The organism is Bradyrhizobium sp. CAR08, assembly GCF_052871955.1.
The window spans coordinates 43,640-61,769 of sequence record NZ_JBIXJX010000019.1 but is presented as its reverse complement, the minus strand read 5'-3'; the positions used below and the strand labels follow the sequence as shown (position 1 = coordinate 61,769).

Below are 18,130 nucleotides of genomic sequence, written 5' to 3'. Positions count from 1 at the left end.
GGGGTCTGCATCCTCAATTCAGATCAGTGCGCGGAGGCAACCCCTCACCCGTCTCGCCGCTAGCGCGGCGAGCCACCCTCTCCCGCAAGGGGAGAGGGGCAGAGGGCAGCCAGTTCACCCGTTCTCCACCAGAAATTCCACCCGCTCCGCCGCAAAGCGCGAATGCTTGGTGACCAGCGGCTTGCCGTCGAGATCGTGATCGGTGGCGTCGACCACCAGGATCGGCCGTCCCAGCGCCAGATCGAGCCGTGCGGCGTCGGTTGCGTCGACGATACCGGCGGTGATCCGGGTCGCGCCGCGGCGATAGTCCCGGACGCCGTAATGCTCGAGCAATTTCGTCATCGAGCGGGTCGCGGCAAAGACGTCGCCCGCAGCGGGGAATAGCTGTGCCGATAGCCACGTCGTGGAGACACAGATCGGCGTGCGGTCGGCGAGGCGCATCGCCTCGATCCGGACCAGCGGTGCGCCGGTCTTGAGGCCAAGCTCCCGCGCGAGTTCGCGGGTCGCAACGTCAGCGGACGCCTCGATCAGCCGGCCATGCGGTTCGCGGCCGTCCGCGCCGACGATCTCGGAGAAACGGGTCCGCGAGCGCAGTGGATAAGCGAGCTTCTGCGCCTCGACATAGGTTCCGCTGCCGCGTTCTGCCCGCACGATGCCGCGCTCGGCAAGCGCGGCCAGCGCGCGTCGCACGGTGTGGCGGTTGACGCGATAGGTTTCGGCGATCTCCACCTCGCCCGGCAGCTTGTCGCCCGCCGCAAAGCGGCCGTCGGCGATGCCGCGCTCGATGCCGTCGGCAACGAGACGCCACAACGCGACGCCGGAGGAGGCTGTGTCCTGCATGCTCATGTGGCCAGGAAGCTACTCCAGAAATCACGCCTTTGTCACGAAACAGTCATGGCGCTCCGCTATCAAGTTGTCTAGTATCATAGACAACTTGGATTCGGCAAGTTCTGCAGAGAAGTCGGTGGATGCGGTGACCCAGCACAATAATCAGCAAGCCCAGCGCAAGGCCGCAATGGCCGTGCTGGCGCACGCGGAGGCGGACGAGATCGCCGCTCGCCTCCAAGCTCTCGCTTTGCCGGCGCATCAGGATCTGCGCGCGCCGGAAAACGGCCTCGTCATGCTGCGCGGCCGGGTCGGCGGCGATGGTGCGCCGTTCAACCTCGGTGAAGCCACGGTGTCGCGCGCCGCGGTGCGGCTTGCGAGCGGCGAGGTCGGTTTCGGCTACACGCTCGGTCGCGACGGCGAGAAGGCGCGGCTGATCGCGCTGTGCGATGCCCTGGTGCAGTCCCGCGATTTCGCCGGCGCGCTGGAGCGGGACATTATCGCGCCGTTGCGTGAGCAGCTTATGGTCAGGCGCAAGCAGGTGGCGGCCCAGACCGCCGCGACGAAGGTTGATTTCTATACCATGGTGCGCGGTGAGGGGTGAGATCATGACCACGATTGCGGAACTGCCCCCCGGGTTCGCCGACAAGGTGCTGTCGGCGCAATCGACCTTTCGTTCGGTCATGGACGCGATGGCCCGGCCGGGGTCGGTCCAGCGCATCGTGCCGACATCAGGAGCGCCTCGTGTGATGATGCGCGGCACGGCCGCGATCGCGTTGACGCTGTTCGATCACGACACGCCGCTCTGGCTCGATGCGCGCATGCATGAGAGTTCCGACCTCGTGAAATGGCTGAAATTCCACACCGGTGCACCGGTGGTGCAGGATTCCTCGATCGCGAGCTTCGCGCTGATCAGCGACGGCGGGGCGCTCCCTTCGCTGGAGCGCTTCGCCCCCGGCACCAGCGAATATCCGGATCGCTCAACCACATTGATCCTTCAGGTCGAGAGCCTGGACGGAGGGCGGAGCTTCGAGCTGCGCGGCCCCGGCATTGACGGTGTCGCCACGCTCCAGGCTTCGATCAAGCCGTTCGACCTGTTCGAGCGCCTGCGCGTCAACGAAACGCTGTTTCCGCGCGGCATCGATGTGATGCTGGTCGCCGATGATGCCGTGGTTGCGATTCCGCGCACCACGCGTGTCGTGAGCAAGGGAAGCTAAGCATGTATGTCGCAGTCAAAGGCGGCGAACGCGCCATCGAGAACGCCCATCGCCTGCTCGCCAGTGCACGGCGCGGCGACCAAAGGGTGCCGGAAATTTCCCTCGACCAGATCTCGGAGCAGCTTGGCCTCGCCGTGGACCGCGTCATGAGCGAAGGCTCGCTCTATGATCGCGAGCTCGCGGCGCTCGCCATCAAGCAGGCGCGCGGCGATCTGATCGAGGCGATCTTCCTGGTCCGCGCCTTCCGCGCGACGCTGCCCCGCTTCGGCGCCAGCGAGCCGGTCGAGACCGGCGCGATGCGGGTACGGCGGCGGGTGTCCTCGACCTTCAAGGACATTCCCGGCGGCCAGATCCTCGGCCCGACCTTCGACTATACCCACCGCCTGCTCGATCCCTCGCTCGCCGAGGGCTTTGTGCCGGAAGCGCCGGCGACGGCCGAAGCATCGTCTGCGCCGACCCCGCGGGTGACCGACATCCTCGGCCGCGACGGGCTGATCGAATCCTCGCCTAAGGCCGAGGAAGGCGCCAGCGTCGGCGATCTCACCCGCGAGCCGCTCAATTTTCCCGCCGATCGTGACCTGCGCCTGCAAAATCTCGCGCGTGGCGACGAAGGTTTTCTGCTGGCGATGGGCTATTCCACCCAGCGCGGCTACGGCCGCAACCATCCCTTCGCCGGCGAGATTCGCTTCGGTGAGGTCGAGGTTGAATTCTCCGCGGAAGACGTCGGCTTCGCCGTGCCGCTCGGCTCGATCGAGCTCACCGAGTGTCAGATGGTCAATCAGTTCAAGGGCTCCGCGACGGAGGCGCCGTGCTTCACCCGCGGTTACGGCCTCGCCTTCGGCCAGAGCGAGCGCAAGACGATGTCGATGGCGCTGGTCGACCGCGCGTTGCGTGCGCGCGAGCTCGGCGAAGAGGCACTCGCCCCCGCGCAAGACGAAGAATTCGTGATGTCGCATTCGGACAACGTCCAGGCTACCGGCTTCGTCGAGCATCTGAAGCTACCGCATTATGTCGACTTCCAGTCTGAGCTCGGCCTGTTGCGCAAGCTGCGGAAGGAATTCACTGAGGCCAATGCGCCCGATGCCATGAAGGAGGCCGCGGAATGAACGCGCCCGCCTACAATTTCGCTTATCTCGACGAACAGACCAAGCGGATGATCCGCCGCGCGATCCTCAAGGCGATCGCGATCCCCGGCTATCAGGTGCCGTTCGCCAGCCGTGAAATGCCGATGCCCTATGGCTGGGGCACCGGCGGCGTGCAGGTGACGGCCGCGATCCTCGGGCCCGAGGACGTGCTGAAGGTGATCGACCAGGGCTCCGACGACACCACCAATGCGATCTCGATCAGGAAGTTCTTTGCCAAGACCGCCGGCGTCGCAACGACGACGGCGACGATCGATGCGACCGTGATCCAGACCCGCCACCGCATTCCGGAGACGTCGCTACACGCAAATCAGGTGCTGGTCTACCAGGTGCCGATCCCGGAGCCGCTGCGCTTCCTCGAGCCGCGCGAGACGGAGACGCGGCGCATGCACGCGCTCGCCGAATACGGCCTGATGCATGTGAAGCTCTACGAGGACATCGCCCGCTTCGGCCACATCGCGACGGCTTACGCCTATCCGGTGAAGGTCAATGCGCGCTACGTGATGGACCCGTCGCCGACGCCCAAATTCGACAATCCCAAGATGGACAATTGCCCGGCGCTGCAACTGTTCGGCGCCGGCCGCGAGAAGCGCATCTATGCGATCCCGCCCTATACGCAAGTTGTGTCGCTCGACTTCGAGGACCATCCCTTCGAGCCGTACCGATTCAACGCGCCGTGCGCGTTGTGCGCCGCTGAAAATTCCTACCTCGACGAGATCGTGACCGACGACAAGGGCGGGCGCATGTTCGTCTGCTCCGACACCGATTATTGCGAGGGACGTCAGGCCGCCGGCCATCACGGCAGCCTCAGCGCCGCGCCGTACAAGGACAAGGCGCAGGAGGCATCGAATGGCTGATCAAGACATGCTCGAGAACGACGAGCCGCTGCTGGTCGCAAAATCCCTCAGCAAGTCCTATGGCCGGATCGCGGCGTGCCGCGACGTGTCCTTTGCGCTCTACCCCGGCGAGGTGCTGGCGATCGTCGGCGAATCCGGCTCGGGCAAATCGACGCTGCTGCAGCTGCTGTCGGGTCAGCTCGCGGCCAGCGGCGGTGAGGTGTCCTACCGGATGCGCGATGGCGTCACCCGCGATCTCGCCACGCTGGGCGAGGCCGAGCGGCGCTTCCTGTTTCGTACCGATTGGGGCTTCGTTCATCAGGATCCCGCGCAGGGGCTGCGCATGGCCGTCTCGGCCGGCGCCAATGTCGGCGAGCGGCTGATGGCGGTGGGGTGGAATCACTACGGCCGCATCCGCGATACCGCGTCGGACTGGCTGACTCGCGTCGAGATCGACATCGCGCGCATCGACGATGCGCCGCGGACCTATTCCGGCGGCATGCGCCAGCGGCTCCAGATCGCCCGCAACCTCGTCACCGAGCCGCGGCTGGTGTTCATGGACGAGCCGACCGGCGGCCTCGATGTTTCCGTGCAAGCCCGTCTGCTCGACCTCGTGCGCAGCCTGGTCGCGGAGCTGCATCTCGCGGTCATCATCGTCACCCATGATCTCGCGGTCGCGCGCCTGCTGTCGCATCGGGTCATGGTCATGAAGGGCGGCCGAGTCATCGAGACCGGCCTCACCGATCAGGTGCTCGACGACCCCCGCGAGCCCTATACCCAGCTGCTCGTCTCCTCGATCCTGCCGCCATGAGCCTTCCACGTAATGAGCCTTGCAAGAAGAGTTCTCCAATGACCGCCATGATCGACATCGCCGACGCCAACAAGACCTTCACGATGCACCTGCAAGGTGGCATCGAGCTGCCCGTGGTGCGCGGCGTGACCTTTCACGTCAATCCCGGCGAATGCGTCGTGCTGTCGGGGCCATCAGGCGCCGGAAAATCGTCGATCCTGAAGATGATCTTCGGCAGTTATCGTTGCGATTCCGGCCGGATCGGCATCCACCATCGCGGCGCGCTGGTCGATCTCGCCACCGCCGAGCCGCGGCAGGTTCTCAACATCCGCCGCGCGACCATTGGCTATGTCAGCCAGTTCTTGCGCGCGGTGCCGCGCGTCGCGACCCTCGACGTGGTCGCCGAGCCGCTGATCGTCAACGGCCTGGCGCGCGCGGAGGCGCAAGCCCGTGCTGGCGAACTGTTGCATCGCCTCAACATCCCCGAGCGGCTCTGGCAGCTTCCGCCCGCGACCTTTTCCGGCGGCGAGCAGCAGCGCGTCAACATCGCGCGCGGCTTCATCTCGGATCTGCCGATCCTGCTGCTCGACGAGCCGACCGCGTCGCTCGACGCCGCCAACCGCGCCGTCGTGGTCGGGCTGGTAGCCGAAAAGAAGCGCCAGGGCGTCGCCATGGTCGCCATTGTCCATGACGACGAAATCCGTCATCAGATTGCCGACCGCATCGTCGACGTCACCAGCTTCGCCGCCGCGGCCTGAAGGAAATGGACATGAACGCCAAGAAGGACATCGTGATCGCCAACGCCAGGATCGTGCTGACGGAACGGGTGATCGAGCAGGGCTGGCTTGCCCTCGCCGATGGACGCATTGCCGAGATCGGCGAGGGCAGGGCGCCCGCGGGGGCAGAGGATGCCGGCGGCGATCTGATCATGCCCGGCTTGATCGAGCTCCACACCGATCACCTCGAGGCGCATTACGTGCCGCGACCAAAAGTGTTCTGGAATCCAGTCGCCGCCGTCGTCTCCTATGACGGCCAGCTCGCGACATCAGGCATCACGACGGTGTTCGACTCGCTCCGGGTCTGGCGCGAGGATGGCGCCGAGGAAGTCGACGGCCGCGCCGGCACGCTCGCCGCCGCAATCACGACCGCTCGCGATGCTGACCTGCTCCGCGCCGATCACTTCCTGCATCTGCGCTGCGAAATCCCGATGCCGAGCGTGGTCGAGGAGGCCAGGGAGCTGATCGACCGTCCCGACGTGCGGCTGATGTCGCTGATGGACCACACCCCCGGCCAGCGCCAGTTCCGGGACGAAGGCAAGCTGCGCGACTATTATCGCGGCAAGGGCGGCGGCAAGACCGACGCCGAGCTCGACGAGCTGTTCGCGAAGCGCTTCGAATATCAGAAGGCCTATGCCGCGACCAACATGCGCGAGATCGTGGCGCTGGCCCACAAGTACAAGATCCCGCTGGCGAGCCATGACGACACCACTGAGGAGAACGTCGTGGACGCCGTGCGCGATGGCGTTTCGGTGGCGGAATTTCCGACCACGCTGGAGGCCGCGCGCGGCCTGCACGAGGCCGGCATCGACATCCTGATGGGCGCGCCGAACGTCGTGCGCGGCGGCTCGCATTCCGGCAATATCGCCGCGGTCGATCTCGCCCGCGAGGGCCTGCTCGACATCCTGTCGTCGGACTACATTCCCTCGAGCCTTCTGATGGCCGCGCTGCACTTGCCCGAGCACGTGCCCGCCATCACTCTTCCGGCGGCGATCCGCACCGTGACGAAGGCGCCCGCGGAGGCAGTCGGCCTGTCCGACCGCGGCGAGATCGCGATCGGCAAGCGTGCCGATCTGATCCGCGTGCATGTCGCGGGCAGCGTCCCCGCGGTCCGCAGCGTCTGGCGCGAAGGAAGCCGTGTCGCATGAGCGAGGCCGTCACCGTGGCGGGAAAGACAACGGGTGCGATCGGGCCCGGGCGGCTCGTGCTCGTGGTCGGTCCCAGCGGTGCCGGCAAGGACACGCTGCTGCGGCTGGCGCGGGCAGCCTGCATCGAGGATCACGACATCGTCTTCCCGCGCCGTGTCGTGACGCGGGAATCCTCGGCCGACGAAGACAATATTGCGGTGAGCCCAGACGAATTCCGTCGCGCGCGCGAGCATGGCGAATTCGCCGTGCATTGGGAGGCGCATGGGCATTGCTACGCGCTGCCCCGCGACCTCAACGACGATATTCGTGCCGGACGCGCCGTCGTGGCCAATGTTTCGCGCACGGTGATCGGCGCGCTGCGCCAGGCCTATGCAAACGTCGTGGTGGTCGCGGTCACCGCGCCGCCGGATGTGCTGGCGCAGCGGCTTGCTGCTCGCGCCCGGGACAGCGACGGCAATATCGCCGAACGGTTGACGCGCAGCGTCGACGACGCATCGGCCCAGGCCGATGTCACCATTCTCAACGCGCACAGCGCGGAGTATCATGGCCGCCAGCTTCTGCGCGTGATCAGGAATCAAGGCTGGCACGAATAGCCGGCACAACAAGGAGACTGGAATGTCGGTGATCGAAACGGTCGAGCAGCTGGAGGCCATCTACGGCGTCACCAACGACGCCTCGACCGTGAAAGTCGCCGACCACGTCACCCCACTCTATCGCGTCTTCATCGAAAAGGCCCCGTTCGCCGCGCTCGCTACCATCGGACCCGAGGGGATCGACTGCTCGCCGCGCGGCGATCTCTCCGGCTTCGTCCGCATTCATGACCCGAAGACGCTGATGCTGCCGGATCGCCGCGGCAACAACCGGGTCGATTCCTTGCGCAACATCGTGCGCGATCCCAGGGTATCGCTGATGTTCCTGATCCCCGGCTCCGGAAATGCGGTTCGGGCCAATGGCCGGGCGCATCTGTCCATCAATTCCGAATTGCTGGCCTCGTTCAAGGTCGACGGCAAGGCGCCGCGCAGCGTCATGGTGATGACGGTCGACGAAATTTACTTCCAGTGCGCCCGCGCCATCGTCCGCTCCGATCTCTGGAATCCCGACAAGCGCATCGACCCCAAGACGCTGCCGACGCCCGGCCAGATCCTCGCCGAGATGAGCGAGAACAAGGTCGGCGGCGCGGAGTATGATCGCGCCTGGCCGGAGCGTGCGGCCGCGACGATGTGGTGAGTTCGTTCTTCCCCTCTCCCCTTGCGGGAGAGGGTGGCTCGCCGCGTAGCGGCGAGACGGGTGAGGGTCTCTCTCCGCGTGCGACTCTCTTGAGGATTCGCGGAGGCAAACCCCTCATCCGGCGCTTCGCGCCACCTTCTCCCGCAAGGGGAGAAGGAAGAACTCATCGCGAGATGAATTCGTTTGTCGGCGCTCGCACCCGGAGACGCGCCCCTGTGCGCTCATCGCAATTATGGATAGCCATTTCATTGACCGTTCGCGCTAAACGCTCGATATTCGACGCATCGACACTGCTCCTTCGAGCCGAAGCCGCGATATGAGAACCGATCACCAGCGCAGTAACAATGACATGCATGCGTGCATGACGCGCCGCTGTTTCTCGGCGGCCACCGGCGCATGTTGTTGTTGCTGACCGCCGCCTCCTAGCAGCACCTCACCCAGCAAATCCCAAGAAGCAAATCCAAAGACAGGAACGCCGAGACCCGGCGGACGAGCAGTCATGTCCCGAACTCAATCGAATGCCTACATCATCGAGATCCACGACCGCGCCGCCGGCATCGTCACGATGGATACGCGCGGCTTCCGCTTCTTCTCCTCCGAGCGTCTGTTCGACAGCCTCGAAGGCCGCCAGTCCGCTCGGCGCACGAGGCGGAGCGCGCCGCCCGTGCGGTATTCTCCGAGCGGGGCCGGCGCGCGAACTGATCAGCTCCGGCGGCGCGCCCTGGTGCGTGCCGCCTTCTTTGCGGCGGTAGAGCGGGCCTTGGCGCCCTTGGTGCGGCTCGCCTTGCGCGCGGCGGCTGAACGCGACGCGGCCGTTCGCCGGCTCGCGGCACGTTTGCCCTGCTTCGACAGTGCACTGCGCGAGGCGGTCGAGCGCGGCTCCTTCTTCAAAACCTTTTCGACTGCTTGCGACACGCGCGGCCGGCGCTTCGGGGTGCGCTTGCCCTGACCGACCTCGTAGGCATATTTGGCGCTGCGTCGCGTCGATTTCTTGACGCTTCCCTTGCGCGGTGGCGGCAGATCGATGCCGGCGCGGCGCGCTTCGGAGAGACCGATGGCAATGGCCTGCTTCGTCGAGCGGGCGCCATGCTTGCCCTTGCGGATCTTGTCGATCTGGTCCTTGACGAATTCGCCGGCCTGCGTGCTTGCCGATTTACCGGCACGCTTGTCTTGCTTGGCTTTGCGAATGACTTCCTGTCTTGGCATGGGTCCTGTTCCCTCGATCTTCACAGGGATATCTGACCGCAACGCGCAAGATGGATGATTGATCCTGTCAGTTCCGGAGCGCAGCCAACAACTCATCCGGGCGTTCGGCCATGATCATGTGGCCCGCGCCGGGCACCACGACGGTCTTCGCATGCGGGATCGCGGCGGCAAGTGCCTTGCCGGCCTTCACCGGCGTCATCATGTCCCGTTCGCCGAGGATGAGCGTCGTGGGCACCTTCACGCTTGCGGCTGCTTGCAGCGCATTCGCGTAAGCATTGCAGGCCGACAAATCCCGGAACAGCACGCCCGGCTCGCAGTGTTTCAATACGGCCTGCGCGCCGCCATGCATCCACAGGCCCGGTGCGAGGCTGCCGCCGAGCTCGGCGTTGAAGCCGAGGCCCCAGATCGAGACCATGTCGTTGGCATCCTGCGAATTGGCTTCGGCCGCCTTCAGCAGATCCGGGCCGACCGTCATGGTCGCGGCCGTGCCGATCAGGCTGAGCGCGGAAACCTTGTCGGGGTGACGTGCGGCCGTCTCCAGCGAGATCAGCGATCCCATGGAATGGCCGATCAGATGCGCTTTCGTCGCTCCGGCCGCATCGAGCAGGGCCGCCGTCCAGTCGGCCATTTCGGCGATGCTGCCGAGCGAAGGTCCGGGCGAGCGGCCGTGGCCGGGCAGATCCGGCGCCAGCACGCCAAAGCCGTGATGCGCGAACCAGCGGGTGTGCAGTGCCCAGGTCGAACGGTCGAAACCGGCGCCGTGGAGGAAGACGACGGCGGGCAGGGATCTGTCGAAGTCGCGGCCGCCGGTTGCGACCAGCACCTCGGCGCCGTTGACGGAGAGCTTCATGGTGTCAGACCTTTTGCGAGATGCGCAGCGCTTGGGTGAGATCGTCGATGATGTCGCTTGCGGTCTCGATGCCGACCGAGAGTCGCACCAGCTCCTCGCCGATGCCCGAGGCCTTGAGCTGCTCGGCGTCCATCTGCTGGTGCGTGGTCGAGGCGGGGTGGATCACCAGCGTCTTGGCGTCGCCGACATTGGCGAGATGACTGATCATGCGCAGCGATTCGATGAATTTGCGGCCCGCGGGCCGGCCCCCCTTGATGCCGAAGGAGACGATCGAGCCGGCGCCGCGCGGCAGTAATTGTGTTGCGAGCTGGTAGTCCGCATGATCTTCGAGCGAGGGATGCAGCACCCAATCGACCGCCTTGTTGGCTTTCAGTGCTTCCAGCACGAGGTGCGTGTTCTGCATGTGGCGGTCCATGCGCACGCCGAGCGTCTCGACGCCCTGCAACAGCTGGAAGGCGTTGGTCGGCGATAGACAAGCGCCGAAATCGCGCAGGCCTTCGGTGCGCGCGCGCATGATGAAGGCGGCGGTGCCGAACTGCTCGTCGAAGACGATCCCGTGATAGCCGCCATAGGGCTCGGTCAGCACGCCGAATTTTCCGGATGAACGCCAGTCGAAACGACCGCCGTCGACGATGGCGCCGCCGATCGCGATGCCGTGGCCGCCGATCCATTTGGTCGCCGAATGCATGACGATGTCGGCGCCGAGCTCGATCGGACGGCTGAGATAGGGCGTGGCAAAGGTGTTGTCGATCAGCAGCGGAATCTTCGCGTCATGCGCGATCGAAGCGACGTTCGGAATGTCCAGCACCTCGAGCCCGGGATTGCCGATGGTCTCGCCGATCATCAGCTTCGTGTTCGGCTTGATCGCCGCGCGGAACGCGTCGAGATCGCGCGGCTTGACGAACGTTGTGGTGATGCCGAAGCGCGGCAGCGTGTGCGCCAGCAAATTGATGGTGCCGCCATAGAGCGAGCTCGATGCCACGATATGGTCGCCGGCGTTCAGAAGCGTGGCGATGGCCAGATGCAGCGCCGCCATGCCGCTCGCGGTGCAGATCGCGCCGACGCCGCCTTCCAGCGCCGCAAGCCGTTCTTCCAGCACGCCGGTGGTCGGATTGGAGATGCGCGTATAGATGTGGCCGGCGCGTTCGAGATTGAACAGCGCGGCGGCGTGATCGGAATCCTGGAACACGTAGGACGTGGTCTGGTAGATCGGCACCGCGCGGGCGCCGGTCGCGGGATCCGGATGCTGGCCCGCATGCAGGCTCAGGGTCTCGAAGGCAGGCGGTTTTGGCGCGGGCATGCGGGGCCTCGTTGCTCGGTCGGCGGAGGCGGCTCTTGTGCCATAAAATGGCGCGCGGCGTTAGCCCATTGACAGCGTTGTCTAACCCCGGATCGCCTGCTCGATGATCCGCGCCTCCCGCAGCAGGATCTCCGCGACCTCCTGTTCGCGTCGTGGGCCGAGCCTGGTGCGAACGGCGGAGACGGTCATGGCGGCAGCGGGACGGCCGTCCGGGGTCTTGATCCAGGTCGAGATCGACTTCGTGCCCTGCACGAGACCAATTTCCCTCATGCCGTATCCCAGCCGTCTTGCGGCGGTGACCTGGCCCAGCACCGTCGCAACATCGGTCCGGTAGGCCTCCAGTCTCTTCTCGTTGGCTGCGACGATTTTTCGCGCGTCCTGCGCCGGCATCGCGGCGAGGATGGCGACGCCTGCGCTGGAGACGCCGAGCGGTCGGCGCGCGCCGACCTCAATCGACAGCACCTGGATCGGATAGACGCCAATCCGGCGATCGACGCACAGCGTGTCATTGCCGGTCCGCACCGTCAGGAACAGCGTGTCGCCGATCTCGGCCGAGGCACGTTGCAGCGACGGATTTGCCGCGATCAGCAGCCGCGACGGCCGAGGCCGTGCGAGCGCGAGCTCCGGCACCTGGTTGCCGACCGCGTAGCGGCCGGTCCGGTCATGCCGTTCGACGATGCCTTCCTCGATCAGCACGTGGACGATGCGGTGCACGGTCGGGCGGGTGAGGCCGGTCGCCCGCACCACCTCGGCCAGCAGCACGCCGTCTTCGCGGCCTGCGGCAAGGATGCGCAGCACCGCGAGGGCGCGCCGGATCGCCTGCGCGCCCTGTCGCGGTCCCGTGATGCGGCGGGTGGATTTCGCGGAAGTCGTCTTGTCCATAATATGGACGAGAACGCCACAATTCACTCGACAGGTAAAGCGCCCATCTGGAGATTGCGCTCCGAATCGACATGCCGTGTACGACGTCAGGCAAATCGACGTAAAATTGGAAGCGCCGCCGGGAGGTTAACATGCGATTAATCTGGATTGCCCTAGCTGCCGCAGCGGCGATGTTGACGGGACCGGCGTCGGGCCAGCAATGGCCGGCGCGCAACGTCAAGCTGATCGTGCCCTATCCGGCCGGCGGCAATGTCGATAGCGCCGCGCGCATCATCGCGGACAAGCTCCAGGAAAAGCTCGGCCAGCCCTTCATCATCGAGAACAAGGCGGGCGCCGGCGGCATGATCGCGGGCGAGGCGTTCGCGAAATCCGCGCCCGACGGCTACACGCTGTTCGTCGGCGCCAACGGCCCGGTGCTGTTCGCGACCGAAATCAACAAGCGCGACGCCTACAATTGGAAGAAGGACTTCCTGCCGATCACGACGATCTCGATGACGCCGTTGGTGCTCGAGGTGTATCCGTCGGTGCAGGCGACCACCTTCAAGGAATTCATCGACCTCGCCAAGCGCGAGCCGGGCAAGCTGACGATGGCCTCGCCCGGCCCCGGCACCACCAATCATCTGCTCAGCGAGCTGATGCAGTCCAGCCTCGACCTGCAATGGGTCACCGCGCATTATCGCGGCAATGCGCCTGCCGTCAACGATCTCTTGGGCGGGCAGGTGCAGTTCGCGTTCGACCAGCTCACGGTCAGCCTGCAGCACATCAAGGCCGGTCTGTTCCGGGCGCTGGCCGTCACCAGCCCGCACCGCCTGAAGTCGCTGCCCGACGTGCCGACCTTCGCCGAGCTTGGTTACAAGGATTTTGACGGCCAGACCTTCACCGGCCTGTTCGCACCGGCAGGCACGCCGGCGCCCGTGATCGACAAGCTGCACGAGGCACTGACCGCGATCCTGAAGGACCCCGCCGTGGTCGACAAGTTCGAGAAGCTCGGCGGTGAAGCCGTCGCGATGACGCCCGACGAATTCAAGGCCTATCTCGCGCGCGAGGACGCCAAATGGATTCCGATCGTGCGCAAGGCCAACATCAAGGCGGATTGATCGATGCGGATCGACCCCAGCGAGCTCGGCGCCGAGCGCATCTACCGGCTGATGACCGGCATCGTGGTGCCGCGTCCGATCGCCTGGGTGACGAGCCTGTCGCGCGCAGGCGTGCTCAACCTCGCGCCGTTCAGCGCCTTCACCTTCGTCTCGCAGAAGCCGCCGATGCTTGCCATCAGCGTCGGCCGCAAGGGCGCGGACTACAAGGACACCGCGCATAACATCCTCGATACCGAGGAATACGTGATCCACATCGCCGATACCCCGCTGATGCAGGCGGTGCACGACTCATCGGTCGAGCATCCGCCCGAGATCAGCGAGGTCGCGGAGCTCGGCCTTGAGACGCTCCCGAGCGAGCGCATCAAGGTGCCGCGGCTCAGCGTTGCACCCGTTGCGATGGAGTGCCGCTTTCGGCAGTGCCTCGAATTCGGCGACGCCCGCAGCCGTCTCATCGTGGGCGAAGTCGTGATGTTCCACCTCCGCGACGGCCTCGTGAACGACGGCAAGGTCGAAACCGTCGCGCTCGATCCGATCGCGCGCATCGGCGGGCCGCGCTACGCCCGGCTCGGCGAGATCGTGACGCTGCACGGCGTGTTCCAGACTCCCAAATCGAAAGACTGAGCGCGCCGCCCCCGCGCGCGCCCCAAAACCATTGGAGAACGACCATGCGACTCCTAAGCTATCTCGTGGACGGAGAGCCGCGCTACGGTGCCGTCATGGAAGGCGGTGTCGTCGATCTGACCCGGCGGATCGGCCGCGACTTCTCCGACGTCAGGGCGCTGATCGCAGCCAACGCGCTGGCCGACGCGCAGGAAGCCGTCGCCGGACAAAAGCCGGACTACGCGCTGGAAGAGCTCGTGCTGCTTCCGCCGGTGCTGGCGCCGGAAAAGCTCTGGTGCATCGGAGTCAATTACGCCGAGCGCAATGCGGAGTATAAGGACAGCTCTGACCTGCCCAAATATCCCAGTCTGTTCGTGCGCAGCATGTCCTCGATGACGGGCTCAGGCCAGCCGCTGGAGAAGCCTCACGTCTCCGAGCAGCTCGACTATGAAGGCGAGCTCGTCATCGTGATTGGCCAGGGCGGCCGCCACATTCCGCGCGAAAAGGCCTGGGCGCACATCTTCGGCATGACGCTGTGCAACGAGGGCACGATCCGCGACTGGCTCCGCCACGGCAAGTTCAACGTCACGCAGGGCAAGAATTTCGACCGCTCCGGCAGCGTCGGTCCGTGGATCGTCACCGCGGACGAGCTCGACCCGCGCGGGACTCACGACATCGTCACCCGCGTCAACGGCGAGGTGCGGCAGCAGGACACCACCGAACGGCTGATGTTTCCGTTCGATTTCCTGATCTCCTATCTCTCGACCTTCGCAACCCTCAAGCCCGGCGACATGATCGTGACGGGCACGCCGACCGGCGCCGGCGCGCGCTTCGACCCACCGCGCTGGCTCAAAGTCGGTGATGTCGTCGAGGTCGAATCCAGCCGCATCGGCGTGCTGTGCAACACCGTCGCGGCGGAGCAGTAGGTCATGCTGGACACTGCCACGATCGAACGCCTTGCCGCGCGGCTGGACGAAGCCGAGCGCACCAAGTCGCTGATCACGATGTTCACCAAAGACTATCCCGATTTCAGCATCGAGGATGCCTATGCCGTTCAGCGCGCCTGGACCAAGCTCCAGCTCGGTCGCGGCCGGGTCATCAAGGGCCACAAGATCGGCCTGACCTCGAAAGCGATGCAGAACGCGGTCGGCATTTCCGAACCCGATTACGGCGTGCTGTTCGCCGACATGTTCTATGCCGACGCCACGCCGATTGCGTTCGACCGCTTCCAGGCGCCGCGGATCGAGGTCGAGCTCGCCTTCGTGCTGAAGGCGCCGCTGCGCGGGCCCGATTGCACCATCTTCGACGTGCTCAACGCCACCGACTACGTCACCCCGGCGCTGGAGATCCTGGAGACGCGCATGCACCGCGTCGATCCCGAAACGGGCAAGGCGCGAAAGGTCATGGACACGATCTCGGACAACGCGGCGAACGCCGCGCTGGTGCTTGGCGGCCGGCCTTTCCGTCCGATGGACGCGGACATGCGCTGGATAGGCGCGCTGTTGTTCCGCAACGGCGAGGTCGAGGAAACCGGGCTTGCCGCCGGCGTGCTCAACCATCCCGCCAACGGCATTGCCTGGCTCGCCAACCGCCTCGCGCCGCATGACGAGCATCTGGCCGCCGGCGAGGTGGTGCTGGCGGGATCGTTCACGCGTCCGGTCGACATTCGCCGCGGCGACACGTTTCATGCCGATTATGGCGCGTTCGGCTCGGTGTCGTGCCAGTTCGTCTGAATCAACACATGAAAGGGAGCGCATCATGACCGGTCACACGCGGCGCAAGAGCATCCATATCGGCGGCTTCAAGCATGCCAACCCGATTCCGAACGCCTGCCGCATCGGCAATCTCGTGATGTCGGGCGTCATTCTCGGCCGCGATGCGACTGGTGCGATGCCCGAGAGCCTGGAGGCGCAATGTGCCAACATGTTCGCGCATATGAAGGCGACGGTCGAGGCTGCCGGCGGCACCACCGACGACATCATCAAGATGACGGTGTGGCTGAAGGACCGTACGCAGCGCGGCCCGGTCAATGTCGAGTGGCTGAAGATGTTTCCGGACGAGCATTCGCGCCCGGCGCGCCACGCGCTGCCGATGGACAACATGGACGGCGGCGCGCTGGTGCAGTGCGACTTCACCGCCGTAATCGACTGAGGGAGTTTTGCGCATGCCGACCTATCTTCCGTTCGACCCGAACCCGCGCCGCCCGGTCAAGGGGCCGCCGCCCAAATCCCTCGACAGCCAGTTTCACGTGCTCGGCCCCCTCGACAAATATCCGGAGCGTCCCGGTGCTGCCTATCGGATGCCGACCGCGACCTGGGAGGCGGCGCTGCGCGTGCACAAGACGCTCGGCATCGAGCGCGGCATCATCGTGCAGACCACGACGTATGGCGCCGACCATGCCGTCGTGCTCGACGGTCTCGCCGCGATGGGCCCGAACTATCGCGGCTGCGCCAACGCGCTGGTGTTCGCCGAGGCGAACGATTCGTATCTTGCCAAGCTGCATGATGCTGGGGTCCGCGGCGCGCGCTTCAGCTTCCGCCAGGAGCTCGGCGCTGTGCTGTCGGATGCCGATTTTGCCCGCGCGATTGCGCGCATCCGCGAGCTCGGCTGGTACGTCAAGATCCAGCCCGAGAAGGACGGCATCGTCTCCAGCGTCGCCAAATACGAGAATCTCGACGTGCCCGTGCTGATCGACCACATGGCACGGCCCGATCCTGAAGCCGGCAGGAACGATCCGAACCTGCGCAAGATGCTGGAGCTGCTCGGCAAGGGCAATTTCTGGGTGATGCTGTCGCTCGGCGAGAAGTCCTCGAAGCTCGGGCCGCCCTACGACGACGTCATCCCGATCGCGCGTGCCTATATCGAGGCAGCAGTCGACCGCTGCGTCTGGGCCAGCGACTGGCCGCACCCGGTCTCGGTCAAGCAGCCGCCCAACGACGCCGATCTGCTGGAGTTGATGTACCGCTACGCGCCCGACCAGTCGACGCTGGAGAAGATCCTGGTGCACAATCCGGCCAAGCTGTTCGGCTTTCCGGATTAGGGCGCTCACGGCCTGCCACGAGCGCAGCTTCACCGTCGCAACAATCGCACCCGCTCACCCCGCCAACCGGTCCCTTACCCCGGCTGCGATCTCGAACGAGCGCAGCCGTGCGGCGTGGTCGTAGATCTGCCCCGTCGTCATCAGCTCGTCCGCGCCGGTGTCGGCGATCAGCGCCTTCAGCTTCGCTTCGACCATGTCAGGCGTGCCGACCGCCGAGCACGACAGCGACTGGCCGACCATCGCCTTCTCGGCTGGCGACCACAGCGCGTCCATGTCGTCGACCGGCGGCGGCAGCGGGCCGGGCGTGCCGCGGCGCAGATTGATGAACTGCTGCTGCAGCGAGGAGAACATGCGCTGCGCGTCCGCGTCGCTGTCGGCGGCGAACACGTTGACGCCGACCATCGCATAGGGCTTGTCGAGCTGCGTCGAGGGTTCGAACCGCGCCCGATACTCCCGCAGCGCCGGCATCATCATTTGCGGTGCGAAGTGTGAAGCGAACGCGAACGGCAGGCCGAGCATCCCTGCGAGCTGCGCGCCAAAGGTGCTGGATCCCAGGATCCACAGCGGCACCTTCGTCCCCATGCCCGGCACGGCCCGGATGGCCTGGTTCGGCTGCACGTCGCCGAGCAGCGCCTGCAACTCCAGCACGTCCTGCGGAAAGTTTTCCGAACTCGTCGCGAGGTCGCGCCGCAGGGCGCGTGCGGTAAATTGGTCGGTGCCCGGTGCCCGCCCGAGCCCGAGATCGATCCGCCCGGGATAGAGCGAAGCCAGCGTGCCGAACTGCTCGGCGATGACGAGCGGCGAATGGTTCGGCAGCATGATCCCGCCGGACCCGACCCGGATCGTCTTCGTCCCGCCCGCGATATGCCCGATCACCACCGACGTCGCCGCGCTCGCGATCCCCGTCATGTTGTGATGCTCGGCCAGCCAGAACCGCTTGTATCCCCAGCCCTCCGCATGCTGCGCGAGATCGAGCGAATTGCGGAACGCTTGTGACGCATCGCCGCCTTGGCGGATGGGCGCGAGGTCGAGCACGGAGAAGGGGATCATGGAAGGGTCCGGATGGAGCGTGCGGTGGTAACGTGGACTCGACATGTAGGAGCCGGTCGCAGGAATACCAGCCGAAACGATCATGGTGCTGCGCCGGCGGCTCCATCGCGCGGAGACGGGGCCATCGCTGCGCTGCATGCGGCA

General features: G+C 65.8%; 22 protein-coding genes and 1 pseudogene. 16 read left to right on the top strand and 7 right to left on the bottom strand.

All coding sequences use genetic code 11. The annotated features are described in order from the left end of the window. Positions 1-114: 114 nt before the first annotated feature. Positions 115-846: a phosphonate metabolism transcriptional regulator PhnF gene (gene phnF, locus ACIPUD_RS31635; protein ID WP_018453077.1), complete on the bottom strand. Its 732-nt coding sequence runs from the start codon at positions 844-846 to the stop codon at positions 115-117. 118 nt (positions 847-964) lie between these two features. Between phnF and phnG the strand changes: the two genes are divergently transcribed. The 9 genes from phnG to ACIPUD_RS31590 are packed head-to-tail and all read left to right on the top strand — an operon-like array spanning position 965 to position 7,961. Then, positions 965-1,429: a phosphonate C-P lyase system protein PhnG gene (gene phnG, locus ACIPUD_RS31630; RefSeq protein ID WP_446482214.1), complete on the top strand. Its 465-nt coding sequence runs from the start codon at positions 965-967 to the stop codon at positions 1,427-1,429. A gap of 4 nt (positions 1,430-1,433) precedes the next feature. Beyond that, a complete protein-coding gene (gene phnH / locus ACIPUD_RS31625; RefSeq protein ID WP_446482213.1) occupies positions 1,434-2,042 on the top strand; it encodes a phosphonate C-P lyase system protein PhnH in 609 nt (202 codons plus the stop codon). Between the two features lie 2 nt (positions 2,043-2,044). Continuing rightward, positions 2,045-3,148, top strand: coding sequence for a carbon-phosphorus lyase complex subunit PhnI (locus ACIPUD_RS31620; RefSeq protein WP_377791260.1), 1,104 nt, complete (start codon positions 2,045-2,047; stop codon positions 3,146-3,148). Further along, entirely contained in the window at positions 3,145-4,041 is an 897-nt protein-coding gene (locus ACIPUD_RS31615) for an alpha-D-ribose 1-methylphosphonate 5-phosphate C-P-lyase PhnJ (protein ID WP_247820972.1), read from the top strand. The genes ACIPUD_RS31620 and ACIPUD_RS31615 overlap by 4 nt, the downstream gene beginning before the upstream one ends. After that, a complete protein-coding gene (gene phnK, locus ACIPUD_RS31610) occupies positions 4,034-4,831 on the top strand; it encodes a phosphonate C-P lyase system protein PhnK (protein ID WP_085351548.1) in 798 nt (265 codons plus the stop codon). The genes ACIPUD_RS31615 and phnK overlap by 8 nt, the downstream gene beginning before the upstream one ends. 38 nt (positions 4,832-4,869) lie before the next feature. Then, entirely contained in the window at positions 4,870-5,568 is a 699-nt protein-coding gene (gene phnL / locus ACIPUD_RS31605) for a phosphonate C-P lyase system protein PhnL (protein ID WP_368506951.1), read from the top strand. A gap of 11 nt (positions 5,569-5,579) precedes the next feature. After that, positions 5,580-6,734 carry an alpha-D-ribose 1-methylphosphonate 5-triphosphate diphosphatase gene (locus ACIPUD_RS31600; protein ID WP_085351663.1) on the top strand — a complete coding sequence of 385 codons (1,155 nt, stop codon included), beginning with the start codon at positions 5,580-5,582 and terminating at the stop codon, positions 6,732-6,734. Further along, positions 6,731-7,327: a phosphonate metabolism protein/1,5-bisphosphokinase (PRPP-forming) PhnN gene (gene phnN, locus ACIPUD_RS31595; protein WP_204512545.1), complete on the top strand. Its 597-nt coding sequence runs from the start codon at positions 6,731-6,733 to the stop codon at positions 7,325-7,327. Before ACIPUD_RS31600 ends, phnN begins: the two co-directional genes overlap by 4 nt. Positions 7,328-7,349: 22 nt before the next feature. Then, the gene (locus ACIPUD_RS31590; RefSeq protein WP_247820976.1) at positions 7,350-7,961 is read left to right on the top strand and encodes a pyridoxamine 5'-phosphate oxidase family protein; all 612 of its coding nucleotides are present in this window, start codon (positions 7,350-7,352) and stop codon (positions 7,959-7,961) included. A 327-nt stretch (positions 7,962-8,288) separates the two neighbouring features. On the opposite strand, the gene ACIPUD_RS31585 is transcribed toward ACIPUD_RS31590, so the two are convergent. Further along, on the bottom strand, positions 8,289-8,462 hold the full coding sequence (locus ACIPUD_RS31585) for a hypothetical protein (RefSeq protein ID WP_158091562.1): 174 nt from the start codon (positions 8,460-8,462) through the stop codon (positions 8,289-8,291). Here ACIPUD_RS31585 and ACIPUD_RS31580 point away from each other — a divergent pair. Continuing rightward, positions 8,461-8,663, top strand: a pseudogene (locus tag ACIPUD_RS31580) (hypothetical protein). The gene ACIPUD_RS31585 and the pseudogene ACIPUD_RS31580 sit on opposite strands and share 2 nt — an antisense overlap. On the opposite strand, the gene ACIPUD_RS31575 reads toward ACIPUD_RS31580, so the two are convergent. The 4 genes from ACIPUD_RS31575 to ACIPUD_RS31560 all read right to left on the bottom strand — a co-directional run bounded on the left by ACIPUD_RS31575 (position 8,664) and on the right by ACIPUD_RS31560 (position 12,199). After that, entirely contained in the window at positions 8,664-9,167 is a 504-nt protein-coding gene (locus ACIPUD_RS31575; RefSeq protein ID WP_446482212.1) for a DUF6496 domain-containing protein, read from the bottom strand. Positions 9,168-9,234: 67 nt separating this feature from the next. Further along, a complete protein-coding gene (locus tag ACIPUD_RS31570) occupies positions 9,235-10,017 on the bottom strand; it encodes an alpha/beta fold hydrolase (protein WP_446482211.1) in 783 nt (260 codons plus the stop codon). A gap of 4 nt (positions 10,018-10,021) precedes the next feature. After that, entirely contained in the window at positions 10,022-11,317 is a 1,296-nt protein-coding gene (locus tag ACIPUD_RS31565) for an O-acetylhomoserine aminocarboxypropyltransferase (RefSeq protein ID WP_085351542.1), read from the bottom strand. 81 nt (positions 11,318-11,398) lie between these two features. Beyond that, positions 11,399-12,199 (bottom strand): IclR family transcriptional regulator, encoded by an 801-nt coding sequence (locus tag ACIPUD_RS31560; RefSeq protein ID WP_446482210.1) that lies wholly within the window; start codon positions 12,197-12,199, stop codon positions 11,399-11,401. A gap of 131 nt (positions 12,200-12,330) precedes the next feature. Between ACIPUD_RS31560 and ACIPUD_RS31555 the strand changes: the two genes are divergently transcribed. From ACIPUD_RS31555 to ACIPUD_RS31530, 6 genes are read left to right on the top strand one after another with little or no spacing between them, the layout of a single operon-like run. After that, positions 12,331-13,296 (top strand): Bug family tripartite tricarboxylate transporter substrate binding protein, encoded by a 966-nt coding sequence (locus ACIPUD_RS31555; RefSeq protein ID WP_446482209.1) that lies wholly within the window; start codon positions 12,331-12,333, stop codon positions 13,294-13,296. 3 nt (positions 13,297-13,299) lie between these two features. Continuing rightward, entirely contained in the window at positions 13,300-13,917 is a 618-nt protein-coding gene (locus ACIPUD_RS31550) for a flavin reductase family protein (protein ID WP_018453091.1), read from the top strand. A gap of 44 nt (positions 13,918-13,961) precedes the next feature. After that, complete coding sequence (locus tag ACIPUD_RS31545; RefSeq protein ID WP_446482208.1) at positions 13,962-14,822, top strand: fumarylacetoacetate hydrolase family protein; 861 nt, start codon at positions 13,962-13,964, stop codon at positions 14,820-14,822. 3 nt (positions 14,823-14,825) lie between these two features. Continuing rightward, the gene (hpaH, locus tag ACIPUD_RS31540; RefSeq protein WP_368506955.1) at positions 14,826-15,629 is read left to right on the top strand and encodes a 2-oxo-hept-4-ene-1,7-dioate hydratase; all 804 of its coding nucleotides are present in this window, start codon (positions 14,826-14,828) and stop codon (positions 15,627-15,629) included. Between the two features lie 25 nt (positions 15,630-15,654). Next, on the top strand, positions 15,655-16,047 hold the full coding sequence (locus tag ACIPUD_RS31535; RefSeq protein WP_018453094.1) for a RidA family protein: 393 nt from the start codon (positions 15,655-15,657) through the stop codon (positions 16,045-16,047). Between the two features lie 13 nt (positions 16,048-16,060). Next, entirely contained in the window at positions 16,061-16,936 is an 876-nt protein-coding gene (locus ACIPUD_RS31530) for an amidohydrolase family protein (RefSeq protein ID WP_018453095.1), read from the top strand. A gap of 54 nt (positions 16,937-16,990) precedes the next feature. Here ACIPUD_RS31530 and ACIPUD_RS31525 read toward each other — a convergent pair whose 3' ends face one another. After that, positions 16,991-17,986, bottom strand: a complete 996-nt coding sequence (locus ACIPUD_RS31525; RefSeq protein WP_026232460.1) for an LLM class flavin-dependent oxidoreductase — start codon at positions 17,984-17,986, stop codon at positions 16,991-16,993. Positions 17,987-18,130: the final 144 nt, after the last annotated feature.